This window comes from Luteibacter sp. TLI7-4A (assembly GCF_056754745.1).
The window spans coordinates 1393636-1417326 of record NZ_JBPGWO010000001.1 but is presented as its reverse complement, the minus strand read 5'-3'; the positions used below and the strand labels follow the sequence as shown (position 1 = coordinate 1417326).

The following is a 23691-nucleotide window of genomic DNA, read 5'->3' as shown; positions in this document are numbered from 1 at the left end:
CCTGCCTACGCAGGCGGCCTTTTTCTTGGGCGCTATCTACTTGAGCAGCACGGGGCCCGCGCCGATCTTCACCCTGAGCAGTTCGTAGGGCTGCTTGCGCTCGTCCCTCCCTTCATGGAAACCCGCCTGCCGGTGCAGTTGGTTGGCGGTGAAGTACAGGTAGCCATCTGTGCCGACCGATAAGGTATCCGGCCACAGGATGCGTGGATCGGTCACGAGCGTTTCCCATTTGCCGGCGCTGTAGCGGCGGATGCTGTTGTGCTCGTAGTCACCACCATAGACGCGCCCCTTGTCGTCTTCGGCCAGGCCATCGGATGCGCCCTTCATGCCGAGGTCGCGCACGGCCTTTTCGATGTCCGCTTCGGATGCCTTCTCATCGCGCAACAGCGCGGTGGGGACGCTGAAAAGATGACGGCTCGATAGCGCGCAGTAATACAGCGTCTTTCCATCGGCGGAGATGGCGATGCCATCGCTGGCCACGAGCCAGGGGCTTGGCGGCCCACCCGCGGGGCGGTTCATCAGGGGCTTGCCCTCGATGACGGGCACGAAACCCTTGTCGGGCATGCTGCTCGCGTGCCCACTCAGGCGACGGATCGCATGGCCCGAATCGAGATCGACGACGATGATGCCACCCGGGCCCTTGACCGAGCTGTCGGTTATATAGGCGACACCCGCCTTGCCCACGCGCAGGTCGAAGCGGACGTCGTTCACATAGGTGGTCGGAAGGACCACGCCGTCACCGAGCACGATGGTCTTGACGACCTTGTCGGTGGCGAGGTCCACCGCGACGAGCTTCGCACCACCGGCGATCGGCACGGCGAACTTCGGTGCGCCGGTATCGAGGATCCACAGGCGGTTGGCGGCATCGGCGACGACGCTCTGGACGCTGATGAGGGTGGACGCCGCGTGGGACGGATCGGCGTTATTGAACGCCTGCGACGGATAGGCGGTGACCTTGCCGTCCTTGAGTTCCCCGACCGTGAAGATCGGATTGTCGCCCCATTGGGGGTAGTTGACGAAGATGCGGCCATTCGGCGCGACCGTGACACCCGTCGGCATCGCGCCCTCGAACGTGGCCACGCGCTCGACGGCGGGCGACTGCGAAGGATCGGCCGCCGCCGAGAAGGAGGCGGCCATCAGTCCGGCGAGAAGAAGCTGTTTCATGGGAGTGACCTCGGACAGGGGATAAGACGCAGGTAAAGCTTGCGCGAGGCCTGTTCGAGGAAAAAGGCACCAGTTGGCACAACACTTTCAACGCTTTGGTGAAAGTGGCTCATGACCGAGACAGGCCTATTTGCCGCCGGTCACGTCGAGGAAGGTCCCGGTGATGAAAGAGGCCTCATCGCCCGCCAGCCACAGGATCGCCCGGGCGACTTCCTCGGGCTGGCCGCCGCGGCCCATCGGGATCGAGTCCTTCACCCGGTCGACCCGCCCGGGTTCGCCGCCGCTGGCGTGCATTTCCGTATAGATATGTCCCGGACGAACACAGTTGACCCGGATGCCTTCCCGCGCGACTTCCTTGGCGAAGCCTGTGGTGAAGGTCTCCAGGGCGCCCTTGGAGGCGGCATAGTCGATGTACTCGTTCGGACTGCCGAGGCGTGCCGCCGCCGACGAGACGTTGACGATGGAGCCGCCGCGTCCACCATGGCGGTGTGACATGCGCCTGGACGCTTGCTGGGCGCAGAGGATCGGGCCGATGGCGTTGACGGCGAATACACGCTGCATCCGTTCGAAGCTGAGGTCTTCGAGGCGCGACTGCAGTTCCAAAACAGCCGCGTTGTTCACCAGCACGTCGATCCGGCCGAAGGCCTTGTCGACGGCGGCGAACAGCTGTTCCACCTGTGCCGGGTCCGCGCTATCCGCGCGTACGGCTAAGGCACGGCGTCCCATGGCTTCGATATCGGTCACCACCGCCTGCGCGGCCGATGCGTTGGAGACGTAACTGATCGCTACGTCGTATCCTTGCGTGGCTGCTAGTCGTGCGGAAGCCGCGCCCACGCCGCGGCTTCCGCCGGTGATGAGGATAACGGGTGCTTCGGGGCTGTTGGTCATGGCGGCATGTTCTATTTGCATATGTTTGCGCGGGCGAGAGGTGAGGCCTTCCGTTTCAACGGCGGCGTGCATCATTTTAGTTACTCTTTCCCCTGGCCTCGACCCGAAATTGTGCACTTTCCGTTCACGTCTATGACTACATCTTGGGCGCCGGCGCATTGGCGGACGCCACGTGGGACGTAGACTTCGACCAAGCCCATCCTTGTCTCACGAAAGGCCCTTGAAAGCGCAATACCGGCTAATGGCTCGCATTGACGCGAGCGCCCTTATTCACGGAACCGGCCATGAGCCTTGCCGCCTACCATGTCGTACACCTCCTGCTGATTCTCGTCATGGCCGGGTGTGGCCTCGCCAGTTGGCGGATTTATTTCCGCTATAGTCGGGCACTCGCACCGGAAACGTCGGCGGTTGCGATGATGCGGAGGCTCCGGCGAGAGGGAAATCCGGATGGCACGTGGATGCTCGTGGAGTCCCTGGTCGCCATCGCCGCCGGAATCGGCCTGCTAATCCTGCTCTACATCCGATAGGGCCAAAGACGGGCAGTCGACGTTTTATCGAGCGGGCGTCGTAGCAGCACACGCATCGACGCACGGTTCCCGTCGCACGGACGCGGCCCAGAACAACAACGCCAAAACGCTGACTCCCGCACCCAACGCACAAACACCATTCCAGCCATACCTCGCGTAAGCCATCGTCGTCGCCATCGCGCCCAAGCCGCTTCCCGCCGAATAAAACAGCATGTAAGCGCCGACGAGGCGGCTATGTGCATCCGGACGCGTGCGGAAGATGAGGCTCTGGTTGGTCACGTGGATGGCCTGGCCGCCCATGTCGAGCAGGATGATGCCGAGGGCGAGCCACCACATGGATGCGCCCATGTAGGCCAGGGGCAACCATGCGGCGGTAAGCAAGACAATTGCTACGACCGTGGTCCGCTCGCCGTGCCCCTGGTCGGCCCAGCGTCCGGCGCGTCCGGCCGCCAAGGCGCCGATCACGCCCACCAGGCCGAAGGCGCCGATAGCGGTATGGGAGAAGTGGTACGGCGCCGCGCTCAATGGCAGCACGAGGGCGCTCCAGAAGATGTTGAGGGCGGCGAACATCAGGAGGGCGATCACACCGCGAACGCGGAGCACCCGCTCGTCACGGATAAGCGTGGCCATGGATGCGACAAGACGTCCGTACGACAGGCGGTTCGCATGGACCGGAAGATCGGGCAGTGCCCGCCAGAGCATCGCCGCCAGTCCGATCATGAGGATGGCTGCGAAGGCGTAGACACTCCGCCAGCCTGCGATGTCACTGATACCGCCCGCTACCACGCGGGCCAGCAGCAGGCCGATGAAGACCCCGGTCTGCGTCGTGCCGACCACGCGTCCGCGTTCGCCGTCATCGGCGGCGTTTGCCGCATACGCGATCAAGCCCTGGGTCATCGCCGTGCCGAACAGCCCAGCACCGAGCATGCCGGCGAGAAGAATCGTGGTATTGCCGGCAAGCGTGATGGTCATCAGCGCGCCGATAAGCGCCATCGCCTGGACGAGCATGAGACGTCGGCGGCGGACGATATCGCCTAGTGGCACGACGAGGAGCAGTGCCATGGCGCAGCCCACCTGCGTCGCCGTGACGACCCCGCCAACCACTGCCGGTGTGATCGCAAAGTCGGTGGCGACGGCATCGAGCAAGGGCTGCGCGTAGTAGACGTTGGCGACGCTCACCCCACTGGCGCAGGCGAGGAGGGCGAGAAGGGAGCGGGATAGACGTGGGGGTGGCTTCATGGAATCGCTCGATGGCAAGACGAATCCGTGAAGAGCCTAACCTCATAGGTTTCAAAATGCAACCAGATAGCGATCGCCAGAAGTGGCGACCGGGAAGCTACGACACTTCGCTAGTGCGAGCCTTCCGGTTCATCGTGCAGGGCGGCCGATGCCACTGCTTGATTTCGTCCACGCCGTTTTGCCTCGTATAACGCCTGGTCCGCCATGGTGACGGCGTTGTTCCAGCTGTCCCCGCCATGAAAGAGATGATGGCCAATGCTGACGGTGCACCTCAACGCGTGCTCCGACCCCACGGTAATGGAGGATGCCTGCACCTCGGCGCGCAGTTCCTCGGCGAAGTTCCGCACCGCCTCCTCATCCGTGTCGACCATCAACACCATGAATTCCTCGCCGCCGACCCGGGCCAGTAGGTCGGGTGGGCAGGTAAGGCGATGAAGGAGCGTGGCGATCGCCTTGAGCGCCTCATCACCACCGGGATGTCCCCAGCGGTCGTTGATTCGCTTGAAATGATCGACATCGAGGATCAGCACCGCGAACCGTCGCGTCGGTTGTGACGTATCGGCGGCGACCCGCTCACCGAGCTCCCACATCACGCGCCGATTGGCTATGCCCGTGAGGGGATCTTCCTTGGCCAGTTGGACCAGTTCGGCGTCGAACTGCCGGCTGAGCATCCACAGGATGCACGGCGTGATCACCCATGTCAGCAGCAAACGGGATAGCAGGCCGAACGCCGAAGTCGGATCGTGGGACCCGCTCGTGAGCGGGTGTAATTCCCACCACGCTACCCGCATGAAAAGCGCAGCCGCCCACAGGAAATGAAAGGCCGCGGCGACTCGCGCGGCCAGCCTCTGCGCATCGTCGCGGCAGCGCCAGAAGGCGACGGCGGTTGCGATGGTCAACAAGCCCTTGAGGCTGCCTCCGGCGACCACCATCAGACGCAGGTCTTCGCCATGATTGAGGACGTAAAGCGCCTCCACCGCCCCGATGATCGCCGCAACGAACAGAACGCGCCCGGAGCGGAGCGGGTGCTCGAAGTAGACCAGGACCGCCACCAGGCCGAAGGCGGTGCCCAGGTCGATAAGCAGGTTGGCGAGCAATGCCAGGCCGAAGAAATCGATCCCGAACGCTGGAAGGACAAGGACGGAAAACCCCGTGGCGATCAGCGCATGACTGGCTGCCCATACGGCAAGCCCGCGAATAGGGCGCGTCTTGCGGAGGCTCAGGTGGAGGGTGGCGAAGATCGCAGAAGAAAGTGCCGCGAGTAACGCATTGACGATCAGCAAGGTGCCGGCATGCGTCAGTCTCGCAAGCGTTTCCACGATATCTACCACCACGGTGTCCGAGGTCCCCACGCCTCGTGGCGGAGTATATCCAATGCTTCGAACAAGCTCAGATATGCATACCCCCCGCCACTTCGATCCGCTGCGCATTCACCCATCCGAAGTCATCGGAGAGAAGCGACGCGATCACCGGGCCGACGTCTTCGGGGACGCCCACTCGCCCAAGCGCCGTGTGCTCGGCGACGGCCTTGTTGACCTGGGGATTATCGCGGACGATGCCTCCGCTGAAGTCCGTGGCGATCGCGCCCGGTGCCACCACGTTGACGGCGATCCGGCGCGGACCCAATTCCAGCGCCATGTAACGGCTCAGCGCTTCGACGGCGGCCTTGATGGAACCGTATCCGATACGGTTGGGCATGGCGAAGCGGGCCAGCCCCGAAGAGATGTTCACGATACGGCCGCCATCGTTCATGAGTGGCAGCAGCTTCTGTACCAGGAACAGGACCCCCTTGAAGTGGACGTTGTAGAGCGCATCCATTTCCGCCTCGGTGATCGTTTCCAGGCCAGCGCCTGACGACGTGCCGGCGTTGTTGACGAGGTAATCGAAACGCTCGGCGTCGAGACTCGCCAACGCTTCACGGACCTGTGTCGCGAAGCGATCGAACGTTTCGCTCTTGCCCACGTCCAGCTGCAGGGCGATAGCCCGTACTCCCGCGTCCGCGGCGAGCGCGACCACGCTTTCGGCTTCTGCACGATTGGCGTTATAGGTGAATATCGAGCGGACCCCGCGCTTGGCGAGGGAGAGGACGGTCTGGCGACCGATGCCACGGCTGCCGCCGGTCACGATGGCGATCTTACTGTTTGACATGGCTGACTTCTCTTGAAGGGATGTGCGCGTCGGCACAGGAGGTGTTCGCGACATTCTGGTCCCGGGGACGGCCGTACTGAATGCCGAAATCCTCCTGTTTCTTGCCTATTCCTGCCGTGAGGAATAGCCTCGGTCAGACATGCAGCACGGGGAGTAACCGGACATGCCAGACCCGTTGGTGGAAGCCCTACTGCGTTACACGGAAAGCCATCCCGGCGAGAGCCCGTTCATCACGGCGATCGAGGGTATGGCGATCATGCGGTCGGATCATCCGAAACCTCCTGCCCACATGCTTTCCAGGCCGGCCATGTGCATCGTGGCCCAGGGTGCCAAGTGGGGAATGTTCGGTGGCAACCGGCTCGAGTACCGGGCAGGGCAGGCGCTGGTCATCGGCGTGGAGACGCCGTCGATCGGCCGTGTCGTCGAAGCCAGTCCGGGCGAGCCCTGCCTCGTTCTCGCCTTCGAACTCGACCTAGCGATCGCGCGCAGCGTCGCGGAGGGCCTCGACGCGCCGCCGAGGGCAAGCGGCGAGCCCGGCCGTGGCGTCTTCGTCACGGACTTCCAGGGGCCGCTAGCCGATTGCGCACTGCGCCTGGTTCGTCTGCTCGATACGCCTCAGGCGATTCCGACGCTTTACCCCATCGTCATGCGCGAAATCTGTTATTGGCTCCTGACCGGCCCTCACGGTGGAGACGTTGCGCGGATGACGCTCGCGAACAGCCCGTCGCAGCGGGTGATAAACGCCATGCGCACCTTGCGGACGCGCTTCACCGAGGCGATCCGGATCGAGGAACTGGCCGCGATCGCGCAGATGAGCCCCTCGGCGTTCCATCGCCAGTTCAAGGCGCTGACGTCGATGACGCCGCTCCAATACCAGAAGCAGCTCCGTCTGTTGGAGGCGCGCCGGTTGATGATCTCCAGCGCCGTCAACGTCGAGACGGCCTGCTTCCAGGTGGGCTACGAAAGCCCCTCGCAATTCAGCCGTGAATACGCGCGGATGTTCGGGATTCCGCCGAAGCGGGATGCGAAACAGATGCGGGCCGCTTTCCGGCACGATTCGCCGGCCCAGGCCCTGGGAACGATCGCTTTATAGTCCTTTTGGACGGTGTGGGCGCTGCGCGGTGGAGCGACAGGCGGCGTTATACTTCGCCCACCATGCCCCAGGCCCGCCATCGTTCCCAACGATGCGCCGATGACGCATTCACCGGCGGCGGGCAGAACGTGATCCCTCCAAGCCCGTCATGCCCCGATCCTGGCGGAGACCCTCCGCCGGCAGGACGACGTCGCCGGTTCCGGCGCTAGCGGCTTGCCGGAACCGTCGACTACTCGCCGCACCGGATTCCCCCTGGCTTCGGAGCGCACCCATGTCCATCAACGAAGAAAAACTCAATGCCTTCCTCGGCAAGGCGGTCGGCGACCTTGGCGCCGCGTTCAGCGCGGTGCTCGTTTTGCTCGGCGACGAACTCGGCTTGTACAAGGCACTCGCAAGCGAATCCCTGACTCCCGCCGAACTCGCCACGCGCACCGGCACCCACGAACGCTATGTGCGCGAATGGCTAGGCAACCAGGCGGCCGGCGGTTATGTCGATTTCGACGCCGCATCGGGCAAATACCATCTCAACGACGAACAGGCGGCCTGCCTGGCCGATCCGGCCGGTCCCGTCGATCTTTCCGGCGCCTATGAAGTCGCCCTCGCGCTGTTCCACACTTACCCGCGCGTGCGCGACAACTTCCGCAGCGGTGCCGGCATGGAGTGGGGCGAACACCACCCGTGCCTGTTCCATGGCACCGAACGATTCTTCCGCGCCGGATACCATGCCCATTTGCTGGGCGCCTGGCTGCCGGCATTGGAGGGTGTCGTCGACAAGCTCGGGCGCGGTGGCAAGGTCGCCGACATCGGTTGCGGCCACGGCGCGAGCACGGTGCTGATGGCGAAAGCCTTCCCGGCATCGCACTTCGTGGGCTACGACTATCACGCACCGTCGATCGATGTCGCTCGCGAGCGCGCGAAGGAGGCCGGCGTGAGCAACGCATCGTTCGAGCAGGCGGATGCGTCGGGATACGAAGGACGCGACTTCGACCTCATCACCTTCTTCGATTGCCTGCACGACATGGCCGATCCCGACGGCGCCGCCCGGCACGCGAAGGATGCACTGAAAGACGATGGCACGTGCATGGTGGTGGAACCTTTCGCCGGCGACAGCACGGCGGACAACCTCAACCCCGTCGGCCGCGTGTACTACGCGGCATCGTCGATGATCTGCGTGCCGGTGTCGCTCGCCAGGCACGGGCCGGCGTTGGGTGCCCAGGCAGGCGAGGCGCGGCTGCGCAAGGTGATCGTCGACGCGGGCGGATTCCGTCGCTTCCGTCGTGCCGCCGAAACGCCGTTCAACATCGTGCTGGAAGCGCGTCCATGAGCGACCTGTACGCGATTTCGGCATGTATGGATGTCTGCGCCTGAAAATGCGAAAGCGACGCTAAAGTCCGTTTCCCGTCGGCCGATAAGGACCGAAGTCTCAACGGGCGGGGGAGCGCCGATGGCTCGCTATACGATCAAGGTCCGCATGGGATTGCGGCTTGGGCTGGTACTGACGTTCCTGGTGATAACCGGCCTGGTCGGCCTCTACGGCATCGACCGGGCCAACGCCAATACCGGCGAGATCTACCAACATGCCAGTGAATTGCTGGCCCAGTTGGAAGCGGAACACGGCGGTGCGTCGTTCGTAACGGCAAGACATTCGCTCGACGCGATGGCCCAGGAGCAAGCCGCGGAAGGACGCGACGTTCGCAACGCCGAGCTTGGCGCCGTACTGGCGGGCCTCCTGCTCTCGGTGATATTCGACGGTATCTTCGTTCGCTCGGTCACCGTACGCATCCGGGACGCGCTGGCCCTTGCCCGCACGGTCGCCGACGGTGTCCTGGACAACCGCATTCCCGCCCTCTATTCCGATGAGATCGGTGAACTCCGCGCCGCCTTCCGCGACATGGACGAGCGCCTCGCTGGCGTGATCCGGAAGGTACGCGATGGTGCGGGTGCGGTGAACGTCGCCGCGGTGCAGATGGTGTCGGATAACGAGGTGCTGGCTCGCCAATTGATCGAGGATGCGGCCGGCTTGCGCGACACGGCCACGGGCATGGAGACGGTGGCCACCCTGGTGGTGCAGACCGCGGAGCACGCCCGTCATGCCGACCGGCTGGCCGCCGAGGCGCGCAAATGCGCGGAGGACGGCGGCGACGTCGTCGCGCAGATGCAGCAGGCGATGAGTGCGATCGGTGATTCGAGCGACCGCATCGCCGATATCGTGGGCCTCATCGATGCGATCGCTTTCCAGACCCGCTTGCTCGCCCTGAATGCCGCCGTGGAGGCCGCGCGTGCCGGCGAGCATGGGCGGGGTTTCGCGGTGGTCGCCGGCGAGGTACGCAACCTTGCCCAGCGCTGTACCGCGGCGGCGGGTGAAATCAAGCAGCTGATCGCCGACAGCCGCGACAAGGTGAGCGACGGTGCCCAGCTGGCGAACAGTTCCGGCGACACGCTGGCGAGGATCGTGCACAGCGTGCGGGAACTCACCGACGTGGTCGGTCACATCGCCCGTGCCAGCGAACAGCAGTCCGCCGGCGTGGGCAGGGCCAGTGTGTCGATCAACCAGATCGACCAGGCGATGCAGGCGCATGAATCGCTGTTGCGGCAGGCCGGTTCCGCCAGCCGACACATGCTCGAACAGGCCGACGGCCTGGCAGACAACGTCGCCTTTTTTACCTTCGCACGCACCTGACCGTCACATAGGATCTCCCATGGAACAGCACTACGACATGGTCATGGTGGCGTACTCGTTCGTGATCGCCACCCTCACCGGTTACTGCGGCATCGAAATGACGTCCCGCGTGCGCGCCGCCGCGCCGGAGGAGAAGACGCGCTGGATCATCGCCGGAGCCTTCGCCTTCGGCACCGGCGTATGGGCCATGCATTTCATGGGCATGGCGGCGCTGACACTCGGCGTGCCAGTGACCTTCGACCTGCCGATCACCGTGGCCTCATGGCTGGTGGCGGTGGTCGTCAGCGCGATCGGCTTGTACGTGATCCGCGATGGAGTGCGCCTGGTGACCTGGTTGATCGCATCGGTGCTGATGGCCACCGGCGTTTGCCTGATGCACTACGGTGGCATGTACGCCATGCGCATGTTGCCGGGCATCGAATACCGGCCGTTGCTGTTCTGGGTTTCCGCGGCGATCGCGCTGGGCGCCAGCGGCGCGGCCTTGCTGATCATGACCTGGTTGCGCACCAGCCGACACTGGACCCACGTGGCGTTGCGCCTGGGTGCCGCGCTGGTCATGGCGGTGGCGGTGACCGGCATGCACTACACGGGCATGGCGGCGGCCATGTTCGCGCCGGGATCGTACTGCTCGCCAGGAAATCAGCTGAGCGACGCGTGGACGATTCTCGGGCTCGTGATGGTGGCGACGGCCGTGGTCAGCCTGTCGCAGTGGTGGGCGTTGCTCAAGTAATAGTGGCGACCATTCTCCGATGGCGCCTACAGACAACATGGCGTTGTTTTGTTACGGTCGGCACGTTGTCTGCGCAGTCGATTTGCGTGCGTCGCAGACAACCATCGCTTCACGCGGTGAGAAGCGCGGGCCGGAAGTGCGCTAACACTCCCGACCCGCTGACCATGACCAACTATCGAGGAGTTGATCCGTGGCTACCCACGATCATACGGCACCCGCTCGCCCGCCGAATCCCCCCGGCGACATCCCCACCGGTTACCGGGCCCTCTGTCCACCGTGCAGGGACGGTTGAAGAACCGCGGTTTCAGCCCCTCATCTGAGATGTTTCTGGGCCTCACCTATCGGGCAAGCGCCTGTGTGGGCCACTGAAACAGGCTGACGCCGCATCCACTTCATCAATCAAGCCTCCCGGCGCCCGGTCTCGGGCAGCCGGTGAACCCGCGAGTCCGTTTGATCCGCGGCACGTTGCGCTGTGCGTGGCGTGCCGCACCTGGACAACGGTGAGCGATCACTTTCAAGGAATGCTCATGCCATTTAGCGGCACCACGCGCACGGAGGGTCGTGCGCGCCATTACATCGATCCCGAAGCCTCGGCGCACGACCTGTTGAACGACGCCACCGAATGGCTGCAGTACGCCCGTGGTCTTACCGGCCTGCTCGCGGACCTCGTGCATGAATCGGACACCGTCGACTGCGCGAAGTTGGCGCTCTCGCTTGAAGCGATCGGTACATTGACGCACATGGGTGTGCAGTGCACGGCACAGGCGCATGCACGGATGTGTTGGGAAAAGACGCGCGCAGTGGGTGAGTAAAGCCGCGCCAGGGAAGGGGTTGGCACCGCGATTGAAACAGTCAAATGAGAACTTTCCTCGCCCTTGTGTTGCGCCACCGAAAAGTGGCTAGACTGCGCACCTCAAAGTGGGCACGGAGAGCCTGGCGTGAATGGATCGACGAAGACCGTCCTTGCGGCGGCGATGTTCCTGGTGGCCTTCGGTGGCGGCCTGTACCTCTCGGGTCAATTGACCCTCATGCTGCTCGGCGTCGACATGCCGCTGACTTGGCGGACGTGGTGGGGTTACCACGGCGCCTTGGCCTATCCGCAGTACGCGCCGTATGCGTGGAAGATCAGGGCGGCGGGAGTGGCGGGGTTTGGGTTGCCGGCACTGGCGTGGGTCGGATGTCTCGTGCCATTGCTGCGTTCTTCACGTGCTCCGGCGCTGCACGGCGACGCTCGCTTCGCCACACGACGCGACCTGGAGAAGCAGGGCCTGCTCAAGGACTCGCCCGACGGCATCGTGGTCGGGAAGTTCGGCAAGGAGCTGATCCGGCTCAGCGGCCAGCAGTTCGTGATCCTTGCGGCACCGACCCGATCGGGGAAAGGCGTGGGTGTGGTCGTGCCGAACCTCCTGACATACCAGGAATCGATCGTAGTTCTTGACATAAAGCAGGAGAACTTCGACTTGACCAGCGGATGGAGGAAGTCGCAGGGACAAGAGGTGTACTTGTTCAACCCGTTTGCCGAAGACCGGCGAACGCACCGATGGAATCCGCTGAACTACGTTACGAAAGATCCTGCATTTCGAATTTCCGACATTATGGCGATCGGATCGTCCTTATATCCCGATTCGTCTGCTGAGAACGGATTCTGGATAAGTCAGGCCAGGAATGCCTTCGTCGCATTCACATTGTATCTCTTCGAAAAGCGCGACAAAGAGAAGGAAGAGTTCGCACCAGTCATCACCATGCCTACGCTCGGCCGCGTCTTTCGTTTATCCATTGGAGTTGGGGACGACCTGAAGGCTACGTTCCGAGCGCTGAGGAGAATGGATTATGCGAGCTCTCAAACAAAACAGGCATTCGATAACCTGACGTCGCAAGCGAAAGATACGTTCTCTTCCATCCTTGGGACGTTCAGGGAACCTCTCAATGGTTTCCTCAATCCTGTTCTGGATGCGGCCACTAGCGCCGATGATTTTCTTCTAACCGACTTGCGTCGAAAGAAAATGACGATCTATATCGGCATTCAGCCAAATAAACTGGCTGAGAGTAGGGTGATCATCAATCTGTTCTTTAGCCAGCTCATAAAGGTCAACACAAAGGAACTTCCGCGTCAGAATTCAAGCCTGAAACACCAGTGTCTTCTGTTGATGGACGAGTTCACGGCCATAGGCAAGATCGATGTTTTGGCGTCGGCCGCCGCGTTCATCGCAGGATACAACCTGCGAATACTGCCGATCATTCAGAGCTTGTCACAGCTAGACGCGGTGTACGGTAAGGACGTTGCGCGATCCTTTGTCACCAATCATGCACTTCAGATTGTCTTCACGCCGCGCGAGCAGCGGGATGCTAATGACTACTCCGAAATGTTGGGGACTACGACGGTTCGAAAGGAAAGCGTTTCCGAAGGAAGGGGGCGTACCAAGAGTTACTCCGACGAGCGACGATCTCTGATGCTGCCTCAGGAACTGAAAGCGATGGGTGCGGATAAGGAGTTGTTTCTTTATGAGGGAATACCGAACCCGGTCATGTGCAGCAAGATTCGCTATTACAACGACCGGCAATTCACGAACCGCTTGATGAGCCCGGTGCCCATCGAACCCATCGTCATTTGACGAGGAAAGGCGATGCTCGAAGCGAAAGTTCGTGCGTATCGAGTTCAGAAGACATTATTCATCGGCTTGCTGGGTGCTTTGTCTTGTTTTTCCGACGCGATGTCACGGCCACGGGGCGAGATGCTTGCTGCGTTCAGTGGCATGTGGGCAGGAAGGCGGTGTGCCCTGGATGATTCGGCGTGTGGATCCTTCAATATCGTCCTTGTCCAGCGTGGACGAGACATATGCGGAAATCATGCGGCTGCGACGCCGGATCTGTCCAGGATCGACGAGGGTGACACCGGATCCATCGTGGGTACGGTTACGGGCAGCGCAGCGGTCGTGACCATTACCAGTGGCCGCAATGGATCGTCATATGTTGTCAACATCAGTTTGAGTTCAGACCGAGCTAACTGGTCGGTCATTGGTCCGTCGTCAGTCCCCGCGACAGGTGATGCGGACCTAATCCCCTCAGCCGCGATTCTATGGAAAATCGATACGCCCGAAGCAAGGGAGCAGATGATGAGGCTCGCGAACGAGTGCAAATGGAAGAAAGATTTTGGTGAGACGGATAATTCAGCTAGGTGAGGGACTATGAAATATAGGGAGCTTGATCAGGATGCTTATCGGGATGCCTGCTTCGATATCATCTCTTCCATGGAGCGATATAGGTCAAGGGTGTACGACCTTAATGACGGTAAGGCGACCATAGGTTACGGTTATACATTTAACAGGAATGACAACCTGGCGATCTGGCAACGCGCGGGTATCGCTTTGACACAGGGAGAAGTAGCCGCCTTAAAAAGGATCGACGATGCCAGGGCAAGCGAGAAGACTTCGCTCGGCATGGAATTCTCCAAAGAGATTTCGGCGCGTGAAGCGAAGGAGCTTCTCGTTAAGGGTACGCTGGTGGATTATGAAGGGCCGGCAAGGTCGCTGGGAATGCCGCTTTCGATCGAGAGAGCTACGCTTGTTGCCCTTACCTATAATCGGGGAGTCGGTGCGGTCCAGAAAAGCATGACTGGTTTCACTGAAGCCATTCGAAGTGGCGATCGCGTCGGTGCATGGTACGAGTTGAGATATAACAGTTGGGGTAGGAACGCCGCATTCGAACCAGGGTTGCGGAAATCGCGTGTCATGGAGGCGCACATCTTCGGTATGTATGATGACGCGTTGAATGTCACCTCGTCGGAAGCTACGAAGGTCTATGAGTTGGTTCGCGACAATCGCGATCACATCGATGCCGTTGAACGCCGGTTTGGGATCGATTTGGATGGTAAATCCGACCCAAAATCTAGAAACGTAATCGAAAGCGCGAATCGCGACTACCCGGCACTGGTGGGTCTCCATGGTCCGGTGCCAACCATCTCGGAAGCTATCGAGCCAGCGAAGAAGAAGTTTCTAGCCGATCTCTCACGGCAGTCTCCGTCCATGGCGAACGTGCTGACGGATGAGGCTTTTATGAAAGGTTTGATCCAGGTAGCGCCAACCCGTGACGGAGTTTTGCCGTACCTGACGATGGATGAGCCCAGACGTGCCGCATCACACGGCCATCCCAGCCTTGATATATCCATGATGAGTCGCGAGGACTTGAACGCGGTGCAGTCGCATCAGTCCTGGCGAAGTGCTGTGCGTGTGGATGGCGCATCTATCACGCCGTCAGATCCAGAACATCCCGACCATTTGCTAGCAAATGCGGTACGAGGAAACATCGAAAGGCTGCATTCATCCGAAGGCATAGCGCTGAGTGACGACCAAATAGACCGCCTCACGGCGGGGCTTCTGGTCGAAGTAAAGCAATCCGGCATGACAAGAGTGGATGAAGTGATGTTCGGTCGCATGCCTGACGGCGAAATCCATCCTTCGATTCACGCCTATCAGGTTCATGATGGACAGATGGATCACCCGTACACGGCTCGTGTATCTGTATTTGGGCCCGACGCCGTAAATGTGCCTGTTGACCAGTCGTATCAGAGACTTCAGGAGGTCACTCAGCAACTCGATCATCAGCTGCAACAGGATCAAGTTCTTCAGCAGAACGAGGCACAGCAGCAGGTCCAGGGCCTTAGCCATAGCCGGTCGCTGTAAGCGGAGCCGTCTTCCCTGGAAGAAATTGCCGCAACGGCCAAACCCGTTGCGGCAACCATACATCAAGCCTTCTTGATGAAGGCGAGGATGTCCTTGTTCAGCTCGTCCGCATGGACGGTCAGCATGCCGTGCGGGTAACCCTTGTAGATCTTCAGCTCGCTGTTCTTGAGCAGCTTGGCGGACAGCACGCCGGCATCGGCGTAAGGGACGATCTGGTCATCGTCGCCGTGCAGGACGAGGGTCGGCACGTCGATTGCCTTGAGGTCTTCGGTGAAGTCGGTTTCCGAGAAGGCCTTGATGCAGTCGTAGTGAGCCTTGGCCCCGCCGATCATGCCCTGGCGCCACCAGTTGTCGACCACGCCTTCGATCGTCTTCACGCCGGGGCGGTTGAAGCCGTAGAAGGGAATCGGCACTTCGCGGTAGAACTGCGCACGGTTGGCGGCCAGCTGCTTGCGCAGGCCGTCGAACACCGAGATGTCCAGGCCGCCCGGGTTGGCCGGGGTCTTGACCATGATCGGCGGCACGGCGCTCACCAGCACGGCCTTGGCCACGCGGCCCTTGCCATGACGGGCGACATAGCGCGCCACTTCGCCACCGCCGGTGGAATGGCCGATATGGATGGCATTCTTGAGGTCGAGGTGTTCGGTGAGGGCGGCGACGTCGGCGGCATACGTGTCCATCTCGTTGCCGGTGGCGGTCTGCGTCGAGCGGCCATGGCCACGGCGGTCGTGCGCGATGACGCGGAACCCCTCGTTGAGGAAGAACAGCATCTGCGCGTCCCAGTCGTCCGAGCTCAGCGGCCAGCCATGATGGAACACGATCGGCTGGCCCTTGCCCCAATCCTTGTAATAGATCTGGGTGCCGTCTTTAGTGGTGATGAAAGACATCGAGCTTTCCTTCTTGCCAGTGGATGATGACGTGGGCGCGGCGACCGCGGGGGCCGAGGCGGTCATCGCGCCGGCACCGACGAGGGTGCCCGCGGCGAGCGTGCCCGCGTTGAGGACAAAGTTGCGGCGCTTGGGATCGAGCGCTGATTGATTCGATTCGGTCACGGGTCTGTCTCCTGGGTGGCCCTCGGCCATTCTCAGGGGACCCGGCGGGGCATGATAGGACGGTCGTGCTTTTTTTAGCCGCGTCGTGCGGCGCGTTCGCGGTCGTTCGATTCTTCTACGGTGTAGCAGCTCTCCGGGACCGCCTCCAGGCGATCGCGCGGGATCGGGTCGCCGCTGCCGTCGGACAGGCCGTAGGTACCCTCGTCGATCTTCTCCAGCGCACGGTCGACCGCGACCAGCCGGGCTTCGTTGTGCGACAACACGGCTTCGTCGTTGGCCTGTTGCGCGAAACGGTCGCCATCGTCTCCTTCGTCCTGCGGCTCGCCGCCCGCCGCCGCCTGCCACCGCTGCTCGTCGTCACCGGCGGCATCGCCTACCTCGATCAGCTGCTGGCGAAGGTCGAGCAAGCGCTGCTTCTGGCTTGCGATGAAGGCGGCGTCCAGCGTGGGATGGGACATGGGTGGTACTCCGGAGTGGGGGCAAGTGGCGAGGCCAATACGGTGGTTTAGCATCCCGCCCCGCACACGGATTGTGAATTTGTATCCTGCCTGCCACTCAACTCGCGCAGCGGCCGTCCAACGGTGCGCTCAAGGCCTCGTCGATGGGGTTGCCCGCGACCCCGCTCCGCCGTTCCGACGGTGGAAACTCGATCCGCACGGGAATCGGCTTGCCACGGCCATCGCGGATGTTACCCGGGCCTTCGTAGCGACGCAGGCGCCGGTCGGCTTCGCCATAGGTCACCAGGATGGAAGGGGCCACGAAGGCGTACCAGGCATCCAGCTTCAGGGTGAGCTGGCGGTCGCCGTCGCGTGGTTCGTCGGCGGAGATGTGGATCGGCATGAACCGGCCGCGCGAGGTGAGCAGGAAGGCCACCGTGGCGCCGCGTTGCACGACCGTGTCCCAATGGGTGCGCAGGAAGGTGTCGAAGCCGGCATCGATCACGGCATCGCCCTTGTCCGGCAATGGCCGTTCCACCCGCTGGCCTCCGGGCCGGCGTACATAGGCCACGCGCGTGGCCCCTTCACGTGCCACGCCCTCCTCGTAGCCGGTGCGGGCATCCACGAAGGAATAGTCCGGCTGAGGGGAACCGCCCCGCATGTCGAGCTCCTTCCTGGCGAAGGCCTTGCCATCGAGGCATTCGAACAGGACCGTGTGGCGCGAGGTGTCCACCAGGTGCACCTCGCGATAGAGGGGCGTCGTGGCCCCGGCGCGGTAAGCCGTGCCGACGTAACGTTCCACCGCGGCGCCCGGCGGCGCCATCATGAGGCACGAAGCCAGGAAGATCGTCCGGCGGGTGGAGTCGTCCAGGATCATAGGGCTGCCAGAAGGGATATGGCCCCGACTGTACGCGTATTACCGTCAAGCCGATGAAAGCGTGACCACTGACACATACGCCCCGGCCCCCGATCCGGCTTAGGATGGCGTACGTCCTGAAGACAGGGGAATCGCATGAAGCTTGGGTCACTGGTCGCCGCCATGACGGTGCTCGCGGGTTTCGCCGCGCTGCCGGCTCACGCCGCCACCAAGGAAGAGGCCGCCGTCCTGGCGCCCGTCCAGGCCTTGTTCGACGGCATGGCGAAGTACGATAGCGCGGCCATGCTGGCCGCCGTGCAGCCGGAGGGCAGCGTGGCCCTGCTGCGCAAGGGCAAGGTCGTGCGCATGACCCTTGCCGATTTCGCCAACCACATCAAGCCGGGCAAGGATCGCATCGAGGAACGTATCTACGATCCGCTGGTGCGTATCGACGGTGACATCGCCATCGTCTGGGCACCCTACGATTTCCTCGTGAACGGACAGGTCAAGCATTGCGGCACGGATGCGGTGAACCTGGTGCGCATGGATGGCCGCTGGCTGATTTCCGGCATCGCCGACAACAGCCGGGACGATTGCCCCGCGCGTTGAGGCGCGGGCAGGGCGGCTTACCGTCTTGCCTCGACAAGCTGTCCGGGGCTCACTCCAAGCACGCGGCGCATGCAACGCGCCATGTGGCTCGGATGGCTGAAGCCGGTTTCGATCGCCACCTGGGTGATGCTTCGTGTCCCGTCGAGCAAGCGGAGGCGCGCGTGTTCGACGCGGCGTTCCAGCACGAAACGATGTACCGGCATGCCTGCCGCTTCCTTGAACAGCGGCTTGAAGTGCGACACGCTGAATCCCGCCACGGCAGCCAGCTCGGCCAGGGTCAGGTCTTCGTCGAGGTGGGCATCGATGTACTCGATCACGTGTCGCAGGCGCCATGCGGGCAGGGCCCGGGCCTTGCGTCCCGCCGTCGGCCTCGGCCGGCTTTGCAACGCCAGCAGCCGCACCGCCAGGGCGGTGGCGAGGCTATCGGCGAACAGACGCCCGCCCGGATAGGCATCGTGGTCTTCCGCCTGCATCATCCATCCGATGCGCTCGATCTGCGGGTCACGTATATGGATGGAAGGCGCGAGGCTGGCATCCGTCGAAACGACACTCATCGTTTCCGCCGTCTCTTTCAGTAGTTCCGGACTCAGGCGCAGCAGCAGGGACGTGGCCGGCCGGGTCAGCGTCCATCGCGTGCTGAAGCGAGAAGGGACGACGCAGAACTGGCCATGGATGCGCGTACCCCGGCGTTCGCCGTGGGCGACGCGATACGACACGGGCACTGGATCACCCAGGTGCAGGCAGAGCACGTGACGGTCGTCCATGGGTGAATCGAAGCGACCCACGGGCACCGGTGAGGTGAGAACGTCGAGCAGGGGCAGCCGCGTGGCGCCGCCGGACAACAGCGGTGCGGGCGGGGCTGGATAGCAGGCGGGACGCTCGCTCATGGGCGGATCGTTCTACGCCCGGGGGCCGCTTGCAAGTGCCGGAATCATCCTCCCGTGTCCGCGACCATCCTTTCGTGCGCGCGGTGCGCGGGACGCCATGGAAGCATGCGGCTATCCAACCAACGGGAGTGCGTGATGAGGCGTAGAGCGTTCTTGAAAGCGAGTGGCGTGGTGGCAGCGGGCATGCTCGCCGGGCACATGACGCGCGTGGGCGCCGCAACAACCCACCTGGCGGATGGACTATCGATGAGCGCCCGCGAGTTCGCAGCGGCACGCCGGTTCGCCGACGTGCCGCAAGGGAGGATCGCGTACGTGGAAAAGGGCAGGGGCAAGGCGGCGTTGTTCCTCCACGGTGCACCCCTCAATGGGTTCCAGTGGCGCGGCGCGATGGCTCGCCTGTCGCCGTATCGGCGTTGCATCGCGCCCGACTTCATGGGCCTGGGATATTCGGAGGTCGGCGAGCATCAATCGCTCGCGGCCGATGCCCAGGTCTCGATGCTGGCCGCGCTGCTCGATCGCCTGTCGGTTTCGGCGGTGGATATCGTGGCCAGCGATAGCGGCGTGGCTGTCGCGCAGTTGTTCCTGCTCCGCTATCCCGCCCGCGTGCACACGATGTTGCTGACCAACGGCGACGTGGAGCCGGACAGTCCGCCGGCCGGGGTCAAGCCCGTCATCGAGATGGCCCGTGCGGGGACACTCGCGGATGCGACGGCGAAATGGCTTATCGACCGCCAACTCGCACGCTCGACCTTCGGCGCGGCGGTCTATCACGATCCGGCCGGACTGGCCGACGACACCATCGATTATTACGTGGCGCCGCTGGTCGGTTCAGCCTTGCGCAGGATGCAATACCACGCCTTCCACCTCGCCCTGGAGCCCAACCCGCTCGCCGGCATCGAGGCTCGCCTGAAGCAGAGCAAGGTTCCGGTTCGCATGGTCTGGGGTGCGAGCGACACGATATTTTCGCTGGCGGATGCCCGCTATCTCGATCGCACGTTCCAGGGATCGACCGGCATCCGTACCGTGCCGGAGGGGAAGCTGTTTTTTCCGGAAGAGTTTCCCGGCGTCATCGCCGAGGAGGCGCGGACGCTCTGGCGGGTATGACGGCGGACCGCATCACTCGCCAGCGTTGGTCACGTGAGTGTCGATCCACGCGCTGACGAAGGCATCGAGCGATGTCCTGGGCGGTGGGGTGAGGCCGGCGGTGCGCACGAATTCCATGGCGGCCTTGAGGAAGGCCTGCCGCGAACGCGCACTGGCCTGGCGCGCCGCCGCCTGCTTCTGCCGAAGCTGCACGATGTGCGCCGAAGGCTGTCCTGGCCGGGCGAACTTCTGGTATCGGCGCAACTCGTCGGCGGCCAGCGCCGTGTCGCGGGCCGCCTGTGCCTCGGCGGCTCGCGCTTCGAACAATCGGTCGAGCCATTGGCCGGCGTCGCTCTGGGGATCGGGTCGTGTCATCGGGCGCCGGCGGCTCCAGGAAGGTCCGCTAGCGTAGCCGCCACCCGCGGGCGACGCACCTAGGTCGGTTGCGTACCCAGGCGCAGGCCGTGCGACCGGCACACGTCCACGCCAGGGAAGACCTGGCTGCGTCCATCCCGGAAGGTCACGCGCACGTCGCGCAGGCAGTCGCCCGGCGGGAGCCGTACCGTGGCGGAGGTGAGGCCGCCGGGCAGGGCGGCACCGAGCTTGGCATCCTCGAATGCCTGGGAATTCACCGGCGCCGTGGCCAGTCCGGTCACGCTGTCGAAGGTGGCGTTGACCACGGTGAACAGGCTCACCTCGCGCTTCTCCACCGGCAGCCTCGTGAGGTCTCCGGCAAGGCTCGCGGTGGACGCGACAGTGGCAAGGGCGAGGACGGCGATGGCGGCGCGGATCGATGACATGGGACTCTCCTGAGTCGGTCGATGACGCCCCTATCTGGCCCTCGCGCGGGCCACCCGGACAACGCATCCGGGACGAATCGTAGGAGGGCCGTGGCGAATCGTAGGTGGCGAAAGGAATGCTTCTCCCCCGCCCGACGCTGTGCCTAAGATGCCCTCGTTCTTTCCTCGGATATCCTGTGATGAAGCTTCGCCTCGGCACGACCGACATCGGATGGAGGCGCTATATCGGCCTGTGGACGGTCGTGGTCGTCGTCTTCGCCGTGCAGCGTTATCAACACGACGCCCTGTCCGGACACACCTGGGATGCCATCGATTACCTGCGCTGGTCGATGATCCAGTGGTACACCTGGGCGGCCCTGGCGCCCTGGGTATTCCAGTTGGCGTCGAGATACCCCGTCATTGGTGTCGCCCGCCGGCGCGACCTCTTCCTTCCCATCGCGGCGAGCATTGGCGTCACGCTACTGTCGCTCTTCATCGGCGCCGTGATCTCCACGCCATTCGAACCCAGCTCCTTCGCGGAGCAGTTCCGACAATTCTTCGGCCAGCACTTCGCCACCGGCTTGCTCACCTACTGGTCGTTGTTCGCCATCCAGCAGGCGTTGCAGTTCCGCGAGGAAAAGAATCGTCGCGAGATGGAAGCGAGCCGCATGGCCACCGAACTGGCCCAGTCGCGCTTGCAGTCGCTGAAGTCGCAGCTGCAACCACATTTCCTGTTCAACACCTTGCACGCGATCGCCACCCTGCTCAAGGAGGACACGTTGTCCGCGGAGGACATGCTGTTGCGCCTGAGCGATCTGCTGCGCGCTTTTCTCGAGGATTACGACGGCCAGGAAGTGAGCCTGCGACGCGAACTCGTGCTGCTGGACCTCTACCTCGGCATCCAGGCCATGCGCTTCAAGGATCGCCTGACCGTGCGGATCTACGTCGCGCCGGACACCCTGGACTGCGCGGTGCCGAGCCTGATCCTGCAACCCATCGTGGAGAACGCCATCCATCACGGGATCAGCGAGCGGGTAGGCACCGACATCATCGAGATCGAGAGTCGCCGCGAGGGCGATCGCCTCTGCATCGAGGTGCGCAACCGCAACAGCACCCTGGAGAACGGCGAAGGAGGCCCTGCGCGCAAGGGCCATGGGGTAGGGCTTTCGAACACGCAGTTGCGCCTGTACGAACTGTACGGCGATGCGGGGCAGGTACGTCTCGACATGCTCTGGCCCGAAGGCGTCGCCTGCCGTATCCATGTACCATTCCGGCGTATCGAAGACCTGGACGATTCGCCGGAGATCGACACGGTATGACCATCGCCGCCCTCGTCGTGGATGACGAGCCGATCGCACGGCGCGCCATCGTTCGCCTGCTGGCCGACGATCCGCAGGTCCAGGTGGCGGGCGAGTACGGCGATGGGGTTTCGGCGGTGCAGGCGATCCGCGAACATTCGCCGGACGTGGTTTTCCTCGACATCCAGATGCCGGGCATGGACGGCATGGACGTGGTGGCCGCGATCGGCCCGGCGAGGATGCCGGCCACGGTGTTCGTCACCGCCTTCGAGAACTACGCGGTGCGCGCCTTCGAGGCCAACGCCGTGGATTACCTGGTCAAGCCCTTCAGCCGCGACCGCTTCGTGCAGACGCTGCAGCGGGTGAAGACGCGACTGGCCACGCCCGCTGCGGCCGGCACGGGAGCCGCGAGTGGCGAAGCCATCCAGCAGGTGCTGGAAGCGCTGCGCCGACGCGAGGGCTACCTCGACCGCATCCCCGTCCGCACGCGCGACCAGGTGACCTTCATCGATGTCGACGACATCGTCTGGATCAAGGCCAACGGCAACGCGGTCGAGATCCACCTGATGAACAGCGTGCACGAGATGCGCGAGACGATGGCGACCCTGGCCGAGCGGCTGGACCCGAAGCACTTCGCCCGGGTGCACCGCTCCGCCATCATCAACGTGCGGCGGGTACAGGCCATCCATCCCTGGTTCAACGGGCATCACGTGGTGACGATGGATACGGGCCAGAAGCTGCGCATGAGCCGTTACCAGCGCGAGGCCTTCCTGCGGCTGGTGTCGGCGCGCGGGGATATTCCGCTTCCGCCGACGAATTGACTTAGAAACCATTATACAAACGGGTCACTCGTTGTCATCCGGGCCCGGGGCGGTTATGGTTCATGCATGATCGCCACCTCGCCCCATTCCGATGTCAACCTCCGCGGCGCATCCGCCGACACCATCCGCGACCACATCGTGGAGGCGGCCGACGAACACTTCAGCCGCTACGGTTATGCGAAGACGACGGTAGCCGACCTGGCGAAGGCGATCGGGTTCTCCAAGGCATATATCTATAAGTTCTTCGACTCGAAGCAGGCCATCGGCGAGGCCATTTGCACCCGTTGCCTCACCGCGCAGCTAACCGACATCGAAGCAGCGGTCGCCAGCGCCAGGGGCGCGCACGAGAAGCTGCGTGCCCTCTTCAAGACCGTGGTGGAACGCAGCAGCGAACAGTTCTTCACCGACCGCCAGCTCTACGACATCGTCGCGCATTCGTGCGCCGAAAAATGGAGCAGCTCGACCGCGTTCGCATCGCGGCTGGAAGCGATCCTGCGTGACATCGTCATCGAAGGTCGCGAGGCGGGCGCATTCGAACGGAAGACTCCCATCGACGAGGTATGCGGCAGCATCTGGTTGGCGATGTCGCCCTTCACCACACCGGTGCTGCTCCAGCACCACCTCGACGAGGCCGCCGAGGGCGTGAACCTGGTCACCAACCTGGTCCTGCGCAGCCTCGCTCCCTAGACTGAATCGGCACGTTCCCAATAGTGACTAATTG

The 23691-nt window shown here is 63.2% G+C and carries 25 protein-coding genes; 14 read left to right on the top strand and 11 right to left on the bottom strand.

Features of this window, described 5'->3' with window-relative positions; genetic code table 11:
* Positions 1–36 precede the first annotated feature (36 nt).
* Entirely contained in the window at positions 37–1164 is a 1128-nt protein-coding gene (locus ACR9Y6_RS06250; RefSeq protein ID WP_481280518.1) for an L-dopachrome tautomerase-related protein, read from the bottom strand.
* Between the two features lie 126 nt (positions 1165–1290).
* Positions 1291–2052 carry an SDR family oxidoreductase gene (locus ACR9Y6_RS06245; RefSeq protein WP_481280517.1) on the bottom strand — a complete coding sequence of 254 codons (762 nt, stop codon included), beginning with the start codon at positions 2050–2052 and terminating at the stop codon, positions 1291–1293.
* 284 nt (positions 2053–2336) lie between these two features.
* Between ACR9Y6_RS06245 and ACR9Y6_RS06240 the strand changes: the two genes are divergently transcribed.
* Positions 2337–2579: a hypothetical protein gene (locus ACR9Y6_RS06240; protein ID WP_481280516.1), complete on the top strand. Its 243-nt coding sequence runs from the start codon at positions 2337–2339 to the stop codon at positions 2577–2579.
* Between the two features lie 24 nt (positions 2580–2603).
* Here ACR9Y6_RS06240 and ACR9Y6_RS06235 read toward each other — a convergent pair whose 3' ends face one another.
* The 3 genes from ACR9Y6_RS06235 to ACR9Y6_RS06225 form a co-directional block, all read right to left on the bottom strand.
* Entirely contained in the window at positions 2604–3818 is a 1215-nt protein-coding gene (locus ACR9Y6_RS06235) for an MFS transporter (protein WP_481280515.1), read from the bottom strand.
* Between the two features lie 110 nt (positions 3819–3928).
* Positions 3929–5137, bottom strand: coding sequence for a GGDEF domain-containing protein (locus ACR9Y6_RS06230; protein WP_481280514.1), 1209 nt, complete (start codon positions 5135–5137; stop codon positions 3929–3931).
* Positions 5138–5207: 70 nt separating this feature from the next.
* Positions 5208–5966: an SDR family NAD(P)-dependent oxidoreductase gene (locus ACR9Y6_RS06225; protein WP_481280513.1), complete on the bottom strand. Its 759-nt coding sequence runs from the start codon at positions 5964–5966 to the stop codon at positions 5208–5210.
* Between the two features lie 163 nt (positions 5967–6129).
* Between ACR9Y6_RS06225 and ACR9Y6_RS06220 the strand changes: the two genes are divergently transcribed.
* From ACR9Y6_RS06220 to ACR9Y6_RS06185, 8 genes are all read left to right on the top strand, one after another.
* Positions 6130–7059, top strand: coding sequence for an AraC family transcriptional regulator (locus ACR9Y6_RS06220; protein WP_481280512.1), 930 nt, complete (start codon positions 6130–6132; stop codon positions 7057–7059).
* 271 nt (positions 7060–7330) lie between these two features.
* Positions 7331–8383 (top strand): class I SAM-dependent methyltransferase, encoded by a 1053-nt coding sequence (locus ACR9Y6_RS06215; RefSeq protein ID WP_481280511.1) that lies wholly within the window; start codon positions 7331–7333, stop codon positions 8381–8383.
* Between the two features lie 120 nt (positions 8384–8503).
* Positions 8504–9739: a methyl-accepting chemotaxis protein gene (locus ACR9Y6_RS06210; RefSeq protein ID WP_481280510.1), complete on the top strand. Its 1236-nt coding sequence runs from the start codon at positions 8504–8506 to the stop codon at positions 9737–9739.
* Positions 9740–9758: 19 nt separating this feature from the next.
* Positions 9759–10469, top strand: coding sequence for an MHYT domain-containing protein (locus tag ACR9Y6_RS06205; RefSeq protein WP_481280509.1), 711 nt, complete (start codon positions 9759–9761; stop codon positions 10467–10469).
* 527 nt (positions 10470–10996) lie between these two features.
* Positions 10997–11281, top strand: coding sequence for a hypothetical protein (locus tag ACR9Y6_RS06200; protein WP_481280508.1), 285 nt, complete (start codon positions 10997–10999; stop codon positions 11279–11281).
* Between the two features lie 126 nt (positions 11282–11407).
* Positions 11408–13081, top strand: a complete 1674-nt coding sequence (locus ACR9Y6_RS06195; RefSeq protein ID WP_481280507.1) for a type IV secretory system conjugative DNA transfer family protein — start codon at positions 11408–11410, stop codon at positions 13079–13081.
* 12 nt (positions 13082–13093) lie between these two features.
* Entirely contained in the window at positions 13094–13648 is a 555-nt protein-coding gene (locus ACR9Y6_RS06190) for a carbohydrate-binding protein (protein WP_481280506.1), read from the top strand.
* A gap of 6 nt (positions 13649–13654) precedes the next feature.
* Positions 13655–15148, top strand: coding sequence for an XVIPCD domain-containing protein (locus tag ACR9Y6_RS06185; protein WP_481280505.1), 1494 nt, complete (start codon positions 13655–13657; stop codon positions 15146–15148).
* Positions 15149–15210: 62 nt separating this feature from the next.
* On the opposite strand, the gene ACR9Y6_RS06180 is transcribed toward ACR9Y6_RS06185, so the two are convergent.
* From ACR9Y6_RS06180 to ACR9Y6_RS06170, 3 genes are all read right to left on the bottom strand, one after another.
* Entirely contained in the window at positions 15211–16035 is an 825-nt protein-coding gene (locus tag ACR9Y6_RS06180; protein ID WP_481282700.1) for an alpha/beta fold hydrolase, read from the bottom strand.
* 239 nt (positions 16036–16274) lie between these two features.
* On the bottom strand, positions 16275–16658 hold the full coding sequence (locus ACR9Y6_RS06175; protein WP_481280504.1) for a TraR/DksA family transcriptional regulator: 384 nt from the start codon (positions 16656–16658) through the stop codon (positions 16275–16277).
* Positions 16659–16755: 97 nt separating this feature from the next.
* Positions 16756–17514 (bottom strand): hypothetical protein, encoded by a 759-nt coding sequence (locus ACR9Y6_RS06170; protein WP_481280503.1) that lies wholly within the window; start codon positions 17512–17514, stop codon positions 16756–16758.
* A gap of 135 nt (positions 17515–17649) precedes the next feature.
* Between ACR9Y6_RS06170 and ACR9Y6_RS06165 the strand changes: the two genes are divergently transcribed.
* Positions 17650–18102 carry a nuclear transport factor 2 family protein gene (locus tag ACR9Y6_RS06165; RefSeq protein ID WP_481280502.1) on the top strand — a complete coding sequence of 151 codons (453 nt, stop codon included), beginning with the start codon at positions 17650–17652 and terminating at the stop codon, positions 18100–18102.
* 17 nt (positions 18103–18119) lie between these two features.
* Here ACR9Y6_RS06165 and ACR9Y6_RS06160 read toward each other — a convergent pair whose 3' ends face one another.
* Positions 18120–18989 carry an AraC family transcriptional regulator gene (locus tag ACR9Y6_RS06160; protein WP_481280501.1) on the bottom strand — a complete coding sequence of 290 codons (870 nt, stop codon included), beginning with the start codon at positions 18987–18989 and terminating at the stop codon, positions 18120–18122.
* A 135-nt stretch (positions 18990–19124) separates the two neighbouring features.
* Between ACR9Y6_RS06160 and ACR9Y6_RS06155 the strand changes: the two genes are divergently transcribed.
* A complete protein-coding gene (locus ACR9Y6_RS06155) occupies positions 19125–20093 on the top strand; it encodes an alpha/beta fold hydrolase (protein ID WP_481280500.1) in 969 nt (322 codons plus the stop codon).
* Positions 20094–20105: 12 nt separating this feature from the next.
* Here the strand turns inward: ACR9Y6_RS06155 and ACR9Y6_RS06150 are convergent, their stop codons facing one another.
* Positions 20106–20447 (bottom strand): hypothetical protein, encoded by a 342-nt coding sequence (locus ACR9Y6_RS06150; protein WP_481280499.1) that lies wholly within the window; start codon positions 20445–20447, stop codon positions 20106–20108.
* A gap of 59 nt (positions 20448–20506) precedes the next feature.
* Complete coding sequence (locus tag ACR9Y6_RS06145) at positions 20507–20872, bottom strand: hypothetical protein (protein WP_481280498.1); 366 nt, start codon at positions 20870–20872, stop codon at positions 20507–20509.
* 179 nt (positions 20873–21051) lie between these two features.
* Here ACR9Y6_RS06145 and ACR9Y6_RS06140 point away from each other — a divergent pair, with 179 nt between their 5' ends.
* The 3 genes from ACR9Y6_RS06140 (at position 21052) to ACR9Y6_RS06130 (ending at position 23657) form a co-directional block, all read left to right on the top strand.
* On the top strand, positions 21052–22170 hold the full coding sequence (locus ACR9Y6_RS06140) for a sensor histidine kinase (protein ID WP_481280497.1): 1119 nt from the start codon (positions 21052–21054) through the stop codon (positions 22168–22170).
* Positions 22167–22970, top strand: coding sequence for a LytR/AlgR family response regulator transcription factor (locus ACR9Y6_RS06135; protein WP_481280496.1), 804 nt, complete (start codon positions 22167–22169; stop codon positions 22968–22970). Before ACR9Y6_RS06140 ends, ACR9Y6_RS06135 begins: the two co-directional genes overlap by 4 nt.
* A 66-nt stretch (positions 22971–23036) precedes the next feature.
* Complete coding sequence (locus ACR9Y6_RS06130) at positions 23037–23657, top strand: TetR/AcrR family transcriptional regulator (protein ID WP_481280495.1); 621 nt, start codon at positions 23037–23039, stop codon at positions 23655–23657.
* The last annotated feature ends 34 nt before the right edge of the window (positions 23658–23691 follow it).